A 12007-nucleotide genomic window follows, 5' to 3' on the forward strand; every position below is an offset into this window, starting at 1 on the left:
CCCTTTCAGGGCACTCCGCAAAATTATCATTTAGTGGTTATGCACTATTTAAGTATTAAACGATTAGAAAAAGTATCATGAAGAAGTTATTGCTGGCAGTTTTTAGTATAGCCACCACTTTCTCTCTGTATGCGCAAAGGGAAGTTCCGCAGGAACGAATGGAGCAGATTTACGAGGAAGTAAAGACACCATACAAGTACGGGCTCGCAGTTGCCCCGGCAGACAATTATCATAAGATTGATTGTCCTACCGTTTTTCGCCAGGGAGACAAGTGGCTGATGACTTATGTGGTTTACAACGGTAAAGGTGGAACCGATGGTCGTGGTTATGAAACGTGGATAGCAGAAAGTGATAATTTGCTCGAATGGCGCACTTTGGGACGGGTTCTTTCTTATCGGGATGGAAAATGGGACTGCAATCAGCGTGGCGGATTTCCTGCATTGCCGGATATGGAATGGGGTGGAAGCTATGAGCTTCAGACTTATAAAGGTCGCCATTGGATGACTTATATCGGTGGTGAAGGAACGGGCTACGAAGCTGTAAAAGCTCCGCTTTATGTCGGACTGGCATGGACGAAAGGAGATATTTCTACGGCACATGAATGGGAATCTCTGGACAAACCGATTTTGAGCATCCATGATAAAGATGCCCAATGGTGGGAAAAACTGACTCAATATAAGAGTACCGTTTATTGGGATAAAGATAAAACATTGGGAGCTCCGTTTGTGATGTATTACAACGCGGGCGGGCATCATCCGGAAACGAATTTAAAGGGCGAACGTGTCGGCATTGCGCTTTCCAAAGATATGAAAACATGGAAACGCTACTCCGGAAATCCGGTCTTTGCGCATGAAGCTGATGGAACCATTACAGGAGATGCGCATATCCAAAAGATGGGAGATGTGTATGTAATGTTCTATTTCTCTGCTTTTGAACCTTCGCGTAAATATAAAGCATTCAATACATTTGCCGCCAGCTATGATTTGGTGAACTGGACCGACTGGAAAGGGGCCGACCTGATTATCCCCTCCAAGAACTACGATGAACTGTTTGCTCATAAGAGCTATGTAGTGAAACATGACGGAGTGGTTTATCATTTCTATTGTGCGGTAAACAACGCAGAGCAACGTGGCATTGCCATTGCTACCAGTAAACCGATGGGACGTTCGGCTGTCCGTTTCCCGAAACCGGAAATCAAGAACCGCCGGCAAATTATTGAATTAAATGAAGGCTGGAAAACTTGGAGAGTTGAGAATGGAAAGTTGAGAGTTGAGAGTGAAAAGACTGTGAATATACCTCATAACTGGGATGATTATTATGGGTATCGTCAATTGACTCACGGCAATCTTCACGGAACCGTTCTTTACAAAAAGGACTTCACCCTCAACAACTCTCAATTCTCAACTCTCAACTCTCAACTTAAAAAATATTTCCTTCGTTTTGACGGAGTGGGTACATACGCCACCATTACAGTGAACGGAAAGGACTTCGGACGCCACCCCATAGGGCGCACCACATTGACTTTGGATGTCACAGATGAATTAAAACAGGGAGTAAATCGCTTGGAAGTGAAAGCCGAGCATCCTGAAATGATCGCCGATATGCCTTGGGTATGCGGGGGATGTTCGTCGGAATGGGGATTCAGTGAGGGTTCCCAGCCGTTAGGAATCTTCCGTCCTGTGGTATTGGAAGTAACAGATGAGATTCGCATAGAACCTTTTGGTGTACATATTTGGAATGACGAAAAAGCTGCTAACGTATTTGTTGAAACAGAGATAAAAAATTATAGTAAAGCAACAGAAACGGTAGAGTTAGTCAATAAACTAAGCAATGCTGATGGAAAACAAGTTTTCCGTTTGGTTGAGAAAGTTACTTTAGCTCCGGGAGAAATGAAAGTGATCCGCCAACAGGCTCCTGTTGAGAATCCTGTCTTGTGGAATACGGAAAATCCATATCTCTATAAATTAGCCAGCATGATTAAGCGTGATACGAAGACGACAGATGAAATTTCGACACCCTTCGGTATTCGTACCATTAGCTGGCCGGTAAAACGAAACGATGGAGACGGACGTTTTTACCTGAATGGAAAGCCGGTGTTTATCAATGGAGTATGCGAGTATGAACATCAGTTCGGACAAAGCCATGCGTTCAGTAATGAACAGGTTGCCGCAAGGGTAAAACAGATACGTGCAGCCGGTTTCAATGCGTTCCGGGATGCTCATCAGCCCCATCATCTCGATTATCAGAAGTATTGGGATGAAGAGGGGATCTTGTTTTGGACACAATTTTCCGCCCACGTGTGGTATGACACTCCGGAGTTTCGTGAGAACTTTAAAAAGTTGCTTCGTCAATGGGTGAAAGAGCGTCGTAATTCTCCGTCAGTGGTGATGTGGGGATTGCAGAATGAAAGCACTTTGCCTCGTGAGTTTGCACAAGAGTGCAGTGACCTTATCCGGGAGATGGACCCGACTGCCAAGACAATGCGTGTCATAACAACCTGTAATGGCGGTGAAGGTACAGACTGGAATGTAATTCAAAATTGGAGTGGTACGTATGGAGGAGATGTGAAGAAATACGGTCGTGAACTCTCTCAAGCAAACCAATTGTTGAACGGAGAATATGGAGCGTGGAGAAGCATCGACCTGCATACGGAACCGGGAGATTTCCAGGTGAACGGAGTGTGGAGTGAAGACCGTATGTGTCAGCTGATGGAAACTAAAATCCGTTTGGCAGAACAGGCTAAAGATAGTGTTTGCGGACAATTCCAGTGGATATACAGCAGTCATGATAATCCCGGACGTCGTCAACCGGATGAAGCGTATCGCAAGATAGATAAAGTAGGTCCGTTCAATTATAAAGGATTGGTTACTCCGTGGGAAGAACCATTAGACGTATATTATATGTATCGCGCCAACTATGTTCCGGCTGCAAAAGATCCGATGGTTTACCTGGTATCACATACATGGGCCAACCGCTTTGAAAAAGGACGTCGCCGTGCCACTATCGAGGCTTACAGCAATTGTGATTCTGTATTGCTATACAACGATCTGACAAATGAAAAGGCAACCTTCCTCGGACGTAAAAAGAACAACGGAACAGGCACTCATTTTATGTGGGAAAACCGGGATATTCGTTATAACGTACTTCGTGCTGTAGGATATTATAAAGGTAAACCGGTAGCAGAAGACCTGATCCTATTGAATGGTCTGGAGCAAGCCCCTAACTTCGAACTTCTTTATCAGGATGATAAAAAGATATTGAAAGGAGAGGTAGGATATAATTATCTGTATCGTCTCAACTGTGGAGGGGATGATTATACAGATAGTTTCGGACAGCTCTGGTTGCAGGACAATACGAATTATTCCCGTTCATGGGCGGAGAATTTCAAGGATCTGAATCCTTATCTTGCCAGTCAACGTACCACCAATGATCCGATTCATGGCACTCGTGACTGGACGTTATTCCAACATTTCCGCTTCGGACGTCATCAGCTGGAATATCGTTTCCCTGTGGCAGACGGAACATATCGTATTGAACTGTATTTCACAGAGCCTTGGCATGGCACGGGCGGAAGCGCTTCTGCCGACTGTGAAGGACTGCGCATATTCGATGTTGCCGTGAATGATTCTGTTGTATTAGATGACTTGGATATTTGGGCTGAAAGCGGTCACGATGGAGTTTGTAAGAAAGTGGTATATGCCACAGTGAAAGGTGGGATGTTGAAAATTCATTTCCCGGAAGTGAAAGCAGGACAAGCCTTGATTTCAGGCATTGCTATTGCCAGCACAGATCGGGAACTGAAACCGACGGTATTCCCTGCGTCCGGCTGGAGTTGGGAAAAGGCGGATAAAGAAGTAATGGAAAAGACTCCGAAAGAGTTACTTCCGGAAGACAAAAATGCTCGTGTCAGTATATCATACGAAGCGGAAACGGCAGTGCTGAAAGGCAAATTCCAAAAGAAAGAACATCGCAAACAGATGGGAGTGTTTTTTGGTAAAGGAAAAGGCAACAGTATTGAATGGAATGTTTCTACCGGGTTGGCGCAAGTGTACGCGCTTCGCTTTAAATATATGAACACTACCGGAAAGCCAATACCTGTCTTAATGGAATTCATTGACTCAAAAGGAGTTGTATTGAAAGAGGACGTATTGAGCTTCCCGGAAACACCGGATAAATGGAAGATGATGAGCACCACCACCGGAACCTTTATCAATGCCGGACATTACAAAGTATTACTTTCGGCAGAAAATATGGACGGAATTGCTTTTGATGCATTGGATATTCAATAAATCTTTCTATCAATTGATTTCAATAAAACGGGATACGGATAAGGTAAACTTTCCGCATCCCGTTTCTTTATATTCGGATCATTTTCTTAGAAATAGAATATAGATGTTATTTTTTTATGATTCAATGTTCCGATTTTAATTATTTAAAAGATAGGAATTAAATAATCTCTATCTTTGAGGACAAACAAAAAGAGCAATAATGGAAAGTAATATACCAAAGTATGATTTGCCGGTTGATTATATTGTAGGAGAGGGATTCGCAAAAGATTTACTGAAGAGCTATAAGAATTTTCCATGTAAGATTGAATCCGGCTTATTTATTCTTTGTATAAAAGGCACTATGGAGGTGACGATCAATACCAATACCCATCATATTAGTGAAAATGATTTAATAACTTTGCCGCCTAATTGCATATTAGAGGTGCACACATTCTCATCCGATATCCAGATTTATTATGCAGGCTTTTCATCTCATTTTATAGAAAGTATAAATTTGATGAAAGCTACCCAGCACCTTCTTCCGGTAATTATGGAGAATCCGATAGTTGCTTTATCTCCACTTCAGGCCTGTAGTTATAAAATGTTTTATGAATCATCTATTCTTTCATACGCTTCACTTAGGACGCGCGAAAATAAGGAGATAGTAAAAGCTGTTCTTACCATGTTTATCCAAGGGGCTACAGAAATATATAAGTTACAGAATAATTGGTATTTGTCTTCTCAATCAAGAAAGTATGAGATTTATCAGGAGTTTTTAAAATTAGTCATGAAACATTATACAATCCATCACGGAACATCTTTCTATGCTGATGAGTTAGGACTTAGCCTGCCCCATTTCTGTTCTACAATTAAAAAGGCGGCAGGAAATACTCCATTAGAGGTGATTGCTTCTGTCATTTTGATGGAAGCTAAATCCCGTTTAAAGTCGACCGATGAACCTGTAAAAAATATAGCTCTATCTTTAGGGTTTAATAATATCTCCTTCTTTAATAAGTTTTTTAAGCAGCATACTGGTATTACCCCTCAAGAATATAGAGGACGCTAATCTTCTGTTTTTCTATCAAATGGTAATGTAACGGTAAAACAACTACCTTTCCCAATCTCTGATTTAACGGAGATATCTCCTTGCAGATGTTCTACAATCGTTTTACAGATAGAAAGTCCTAAACCGGTTCCCTGTTTAAAAGTATCTACTTTGTAGAAACGATCAAAGATTTCATTCAAACATTCTTGCGGAATTCCCGAACCGGTATCTTCTACAAATATTTGTACTGAATCCGCATTTCTGTTATCAAGCGTATACCCAAAATGAATATATCCTTTTTGGGTGAATTTCCGGGCATTATTAATGAAATTGCATATTACTTGTTTCAGGCGTGTAATATCTGTGTTGATATAAACATCTTCATCCGGTAATAATGACTTTATTTCAATTTCGGAAATAGGTTTCATTGCCTGTTCTTTCTCTATGTCCATCATTAAAGAGTTAAGGGAACAGTTGGAGAAAGTAAATTTAATCGTATTTGATTCAATCTTGGACAAATCAAGTATGTCGTCAATCAATCGTACTAAATGTTCGCTATTGATGCTGATTAGTCGCACGAAATCGGCACGTTCCTCTTCACTTAACTCATCATAAGTGGAACCTATAACATCAGAAAAGCCGACGATTGCATTCAGCGGCGTACGGATCTCATGACTCATATTAGCCAGAAACGCCATTTTAAGACGATCGCTTTCTTCTGCTTTTTTACGTGCCTCGATTAAGGTGTTTTCTATGTCTTTATATTCCTGAATACTCAAGCAGATTCCCACTAACCGATAGGGATGGCCGGATATGTTTGCAATATAAGTTGACTGCCCTTCAAACCATTCCCAAGTACCATCTCCCCGGCGCAAACGGAATGGAACTGTTTTGTCAAAAGTTGTATTACCACTAAGTTGTACAACAAAGGCATCAGCCATAGGTTGCCGATCGTCCGGATGAATCATATTCACATATTCCTCCATTGTCAAAGTATTATTTTCTCCTGCCGGAATACCTAAATGTTCAAAATAACGATCGTCAAGAGTAAATTCACTCCGACTTATATCATAATACCATGGATAGATTCTGGTTCTTTGCAAAGCAGTATTCAGAATATATTCCTGTGTAAGCTCTACTGTAATATTGCGGAAAAAGAATAAGATCTTGTTTAAATTAGTTCTATCCCTGATCGTTGCAAATTCTCCTCTTATAGGAAATTGTGTGTAATCAACCTGTTCTTGCATGAAGGTATGTTCAGGTAATGAATACGTATTTTCTCCCTGACGAATCTTTTCCAGAATAGTCGAAAGTATATCTTCCTTTTTATTTAGCAGTTTAAATAAACGATTGGTAGGAAAGGGAAGCATATCATTGACCGACGGATGAACATGCAGTTCTGCAAAAGCCTGCTGATTGAGTTGTATAACTTCTCCATTTGTATCAAATATAATCACTCCGTCGGGTAAAATGTTTAATAATTCATCGTTATAGAGTGTCTGTTTGTAATCTTCCATTTCTTTTATTGTTTTGTACTGAATATAAGATATATGAGACATATCTTATAACAAAGAAAACCATTTCTGTGAAGATTATAACATATTTACAGCTCTTTTTGAGCGACTTATACGGTTATTTTAAATTGCAAGATATTTAATGTTAATACAATATTCTTATTTTAATATTCGATATTCAAATATTAATAGAGAGAATGTGCCAAAACTCCTTTATGATTTTATTTTGGCACATTTCTTTTTCTTTATCTAGTAAGCTTTATCCCATTTATTTGCCAATCGTTTTTGGCTGTTCCTTCTGTGAAATTGAATGATTTAGTTTTGAGAGGTAATGGTTTGAAAGTTAGGGAAAATTCGGCTTCTCCGCTTTCAGGCAGAAAGAAATGCTTACCGGGAGTAATGCCGTCAGCCTTTTGTAATGTGTATGATGCACCTTGCTCGTCTACTAGTTTGGCATTTACACTTACTTGTATCCAGTATTTGGGTATGTAATATGCATAAAAATGAACGATAGTGGCTGTATCAGTCAATTCTACCTGCTTCACTTCAAGAATATCAGTATTGGTTGATTCAAAACTTGGATAGTTAACTACTTTTCTATTGGTGTCCCCGGTGATACTCATCTCACGCTTTGGTGCATCCAAATATCTACGCATCTTTAATTTCAAGCTGCCTTTACCATAGCCCGACCACATTTTCACGATTTTGCCTTCGGGAGAGATAAGAACATAATTCGGAATACCGTTAACGTCATACACAGCATATAGTCCTGCAGTCTGTTTCAAGTCGCTTAAGTTTTGCCAAGTCATTTCATGTTGTGCAGAAGCAGCTTTCCACCTAGTTTGTGTATCCGAACTCAAACTGATGATGGTGAGTCGGTCTTTATATTGCTCTTGAATCTCTTTCATTTCGGGCAAAGCCATGATGCAGGGACCACAACCGCTGCTCCAGAAATCAAGTAACATATATTTTCCTTTGAAATCAGCCAAATGATGCACCTTTCCATCTAAATCAAAAAGATCGGCATCTGCCATGTCATCTCCTTCTTTCACCGTTTTAGGAGGGAAGAGATTAACCCTGATTTCTTGTCCTTCAATGGAAGCTTTCTGTTCTTCGTTTAATCTGTCATACAAAGCCAGTATTTCTTCCTTATTGGTAAACTTTGGATTGTACTTCAATGACATACTCAAACGGAGCAATTTTTCCATCCAGACATTAGAAATAGGGAGTTCCTTCATCAACTTTAATTCCCGTTGATTAATAATGGAAGATATACTATCACTCTTTGTTCGAAGTGCTTTTCGTTCGGTTTCTGAAGCTGAACGCATACTTCTTTCTTTGATAGCCAAGCGTTGAAATTCGTCCCATAAGTCACGGGAATCCTCAATGAATCTATTATGTTCTTGTTGTTCTTTTACCGGACTATCTACCCTCCATGTATAAATCAGAGGGTTTGTGCCCGTTACTTTTATTTTTGCGCCCGGAGTTGCATAAATATCTAACGACATTGGAGGGAAATCTGTATCGCGACACATGAGAGACAGTTGATCCATACCGCTTTCTCCTGCATTTCGCTTGAAAAAGAAAGTTCCATTACGTATCGTATCCGTACCAACTATGCTTCCTACGCGTCCATCCGTCAAAAATAAGGAAACATGAGTTCCGTCTTTCACTCCTTTTACCTCACCTTTAATTGTGTACTCGTGTTGTGCTTGTGAAACGAGACTGCCTAATAAAAAGAAGCTGCTAAATAGTAGTTTTTTCATCATCATAATATTAGAAGTAATTATACGCCACAAGGTAAAGATTTTCTTCATAGAGTGTTACTCCTTTTATTGTTCTTTAATATTTCTGTAAAAGAAAGGGGTACAAAATCCCCTTTCGTCCGTCTACTTGATATGAAGAAAAAAGAACGAATGAAAATATATACTTTACTGCTTGGCGCATTGTTTGTAAGTCCTACACAGGCACAAACAATGCATGATTGGGAGAATCATCATGTTCTCCAGATCAATCGTGAACCGGCAAGAGCTGCTTTTATCCCTTTCTCTGTACAGAAAGGAGACGGCTCAATCTCTTTAGACGGAACCTGGAAATTCCGTTGGACTCCCGTTCCCAATGAAAGAGTCGTGAATTTCTATCAAACAAATTTTAATGATAAAGATTGGACGGATTTTCCTGTTCCCGCCAATTGGGAAGTGAACGGATATGGCACGCCTATCTATGTTTCAGCAGGCTATCCGTTTAAAATAGATCCTCCACGGGTGATGGGAGAACCGAAAACTGACTATACCACGTATAAAGAACGAAACCCGGTAGGGCAATATCGGCGTACCTTTGTCTTGCCGGCCGGATGGGAAGCGAATGGACAGACTTTTCTACGGTTTGAGGGCGTAATGAGCGCCTTTTATGTTTGGATCAATGGCGAACGGGTAGGGTATAGCCAAGGCAGTATGGAACCAAGTGAATTTAATGTCACGAAGTATCTGAAATCCGGAGAAAATCAGATTTCACTGGAAGTCTACCGATATAGTGACGGTTCTTATCTGGAAGATCAGGATTTCTGGCGTTTTGGTGGTATTCATCGTAGTATTCATCTGATACATACGCCGGATATTCATGTCCGTGATTATGCGGTACGCACTCTTCCCGCATCTGTTGGTGATTATGAAGATTTTATTTTGCAGATTGATCCGCAATTCAGTGTATATCGAGGGATGACTGGAAAAGGGTATGTCTTACAGGGAGTATTAAAGGATGCTTCAGGCAAAGAAGTTGCCACATTGAAAGGCGATGTGGAAAATATGCTTGATTTGGAGCATAAAGCAAGCCGGATGAATGAATGGTATCCGCAGCGTGGCCCGCGTAAGATGGGACGTTTGTCAGCCATTATAAAATCGCCGGAAAGATGGACGGCAGAAACACCCTATCTTTATAAATTACACTTAACTCTCCAAAATGGAGAAGGAAAAGTCGTAGAACAGATAGAACAGGCCGTAGGTTTCCGCTCTGTAGAAATCAAAAAAGGACAACTGTTAGTGAACGGTAATCCGGTTCGTTTTCGTGGAGTGAACCGCCACGAACATGATCCACGGACGGCACGTGTCATGAGCGAAGAACGGATGCTTCAGGATATTCTTTTAATGAAGCAGGCAAATATAAATGCTGTGCGCACCAGTCATTACCCGAATGTAAGCCGTTGGTACGAGCTATGCGACAGCTTGGGATTGTACGTGATGGACGAAGCGGATATAGAAGAACACGGATTGCGTGGAACACTCGCAAGTACCCCTGACTGGCATGCAGCATTTATGGACCGTGCGGTCCGTATGGCGGAACGTGATAAGAATTATCCATGTATTGTAATGTGGAGCATGGGAAACGAAAGCGGTTACGGACCGAACTTCGCTGCTATTTCGGCATGGCTGCATGATTTCGATCCCACTCGTCCTGTACATTATGAGGGGGCGCAGGGAGTGGACGGAAATCCTGACCCGAAGACGGTCGATGTTATCAGTCGCTTTTATACCCGGGTGAAACAAGAATACTTAAATCCCGGCATTGCAGAGGGAGAAGATAAGGAACGCGCTGAAAATGCACGTTGGGAGCGGTTGCTGGAGATTGCGGAGCGTACCAATGACGACCGTCCGGTGATGACGAGTGAATATGCACATTCCATGGGGAATGCATTAGGAAATTTCAAAGAATATTGGGATGAGATATATAGTAATCCCCGTATGCTGGGTGGTTTTATATGGGATTGGGTAGATCAGGGAATCTACAAGACATTACCCGATGGCCGTACCATGGTGGCTTACGGCGGTGACTTTGGCGATAAGCCGAATTTAAAAGCTTTCTGCTTTAATGGATTACTGATGAGTGACCGTGAAACTACGCCTAAATATTGGGAGGTAAAAAAAGTATATGCACCGGTTGAGTTGAGAGTTGAGAATGGAGAGTTGAGAGTAACCAACCGGAATCATCATATTGATTTATCACTTTATCGTTGTCTGTGGACATTATCAGTGGATGGTAAGGAGAAAGAACGGGGAGAAATAACATTGCCGGAAATAGCTCCAGGGGAAAGTAAAACAATTGATTTGCCGGCTTTCCGATCATTGAAACCTTTTTCCGATTGCCAACTGAAAGTAAGCATTGTTTTGAAATCGGATGCTCTTTGGGCAAAGGCAGGACATGAAGTGGCCTGGGAACAATTCTGTTTGCAGAAAGGAGATTTAGCTTCTGCTGATTTAATTAATAAAGGAGCGCTTCAGGTGAAAGAGGATGATAATTCTTTATTGATTAGCGGACGTGGTTTTTCTGTTCAGTGGGAAAAGAAAGTGAACGGAAGTATGACTTCCCTTATATATAAGGGCAAAGAAATGCTGACTCACTCCGATGATTTTCCGGTTCAGCCTGTCACTCAAGTTTTCCGTGCTCCGACAGATAATGACAAGAGCTTCGGAAACTGGTTGGCTAAAGACTGGAAATTGCATGGAATGGATCATCCGCAGATAAATTTGGAATCTTTCCACCATGAAAAACGTGCAGACGGGGCGGTCATTGTCCGGATTCAAACAAGTAATTTATATAAAGAAGGAAAAGTGGTGACGACTTCTGTCTATACGGTCTTTTCAGATGGAACGATTGATCTGAAAACAACTTTCTTGCCACAAGGAGTTCTTCCTGAAATTCCCCGTTTAGGAATCGCATTCTGTCTGGCGCCTGCTTATGATACATTTACCTGGTATGGCAGAGGACCACAGGATAACTATCCTGACCGCAAAACATCTGCTATGATAGGGCTTTGGAAAGGAAGCGTTGCAGACCAATACGTACATTATCCACGTCCGCAGGACAGTGGAAACAAAGAAGAAGTGCATTATCTTACCTTGACCGACAAACAGAATAAAGGCATTCGTGTTGACGCGGTAGAAAACGCATTTTCTGCATCTGCCCTGCATTACACCGTACAAGACATCTATGAAGAAACTCACGATTGCGATTTAAAACCACGTGCAGAAGTTATTCTTAGTATGGATGCTGCCGTACTTGGATTAGGAAACAGTAGTTGCGGACCGGGTGTATTGAAGAAATATGCCATAGAGAAAAAAGAACATACGTTGCATCTCCGTATCAGTAGTAAACAATAATAGCAATAAATAACTAACACAATAATA

The 12007-nt window shown here is 41.2% G+C and carries 5 protein-coding genes; 3 read left to right on the forward strand and 2 right to left on the reverse strand.

Annotated elements, in window-relative coordinates; genetic code table 11:
- Nucleotides 1–77 precede the first annotated feature (77 nt).
- Nucleotides 78–4289 (forward strand): beta-d-glucuronidase/beta-L-arabinofuranosidase, encoded by a 4212-nt coding sequence (locus N5O98_RS01785; RefSeq protein ID WP_118160942.1) that lies wholly within the window; start codon nt 78–80, stop codon nt 4287–4289.
- 199 nt (nt 4290–4488) lie between these two features.
- Entirely contained in the window at nt 4489–5334 is an 846-nt protein-coding gene (locus N5O98_RS01790; RefSeq protein ID WP_004314666.1) for an AraC family transcriptional regulator, read from the forward strand.
- Here the strand turns inward: N5O98_RS01790 and N5O98_RS01795 are convergent.
- Nucleotides 5331–6830: a sensor histidine kinase gene (locus N5O98_RS01795; RefSeq protein WP_004314671.1), complete on the reverse strand. Its 1500-nt coding sequence runs from the start codon at nt 6828–6830 to the stop codon at nt 5331–5333. The genes N5O98_RS01790 and N5O98_RS01795 overlap by 4 nt on opposite strands.
- 242 nt (nt 6831–7072) lie before the next feature.
- A complete protein-coding gene (locus N5O98_RS01800) occupies nt 7073–8599 on the reverse strand; it encodes a TlpA disulfide reductase family protein (RefSeq protein WP_149948968.1) in 1527 nt (508 codons plus the stop codon).
- A 126-nt stretch (nt 8600–8725) separates the two neighbouring features.
- On the opposite strand from N5O98_RS01800, the gene N5O98_RS01805 reads away from it, so the two are divergent.
- Nucleotides 8726–11980, forward strand: coding sequence for a glycoside hydrolase family 2 TIM barrel-domain containing protein (locus N5O98_RS01805; RefSeq protein ID WP_269495437.1), 3255 nt, complete (start codon nt 8726–8728; stop codon nt 11978–11980).
- Nucleotides 11981–12007 lie beyond the last annotated feature (27 nt).

The sequence above is a fragment of the Bacteroides sp. LFL-34 genome (assembly GCF_027257075.1).
Classification (GTDB): Bacteria; Bacteroidota; Bacteroidia; order Bacteroidales; family Bacteroidaceae; genus Bacteroides; species Bacteroides ovatus.

Excerpts from the sequence above, each read along its gene's own strand:
- N5O98_RS01785 (WP_118160942.1), top strand. The coding sequence starts at position 78 with ATGAAGAAGTTATTGCTGGCAGTTTTTAGTATAGCCACCACTTTCTCT.
- N5O98_RS01790 (WP_004314666.1), top strand. The coding sequence starts at position 4,489 with ATGGAAAGTAATATACCAAAGTATGATTTGCCGGTTGATTATATTGTA.
- N5O98_RS01795 (WP_004314671.1), bottom strand. The coding sequence starts at position 6,830 with ATGGAAGATTACAAACAGACACTCTATAACGATGAATTATTAAACATT.
- N5O98_RS01800 (WP_149948968.1), bottom strand. The coding sequence starts at position 8,599 with ATGATGATGAAAAAACTACTATTTAGCAGCTTCTTTTTATTAGGCAGT.
- N5O98_RS01805 (WP_269495437.1), top strand. The coding sequence starts at position 8,726 with ATGAAGAAAAAAGAACGAATGAAAATATATACTTTACTGCTTGGCGCA.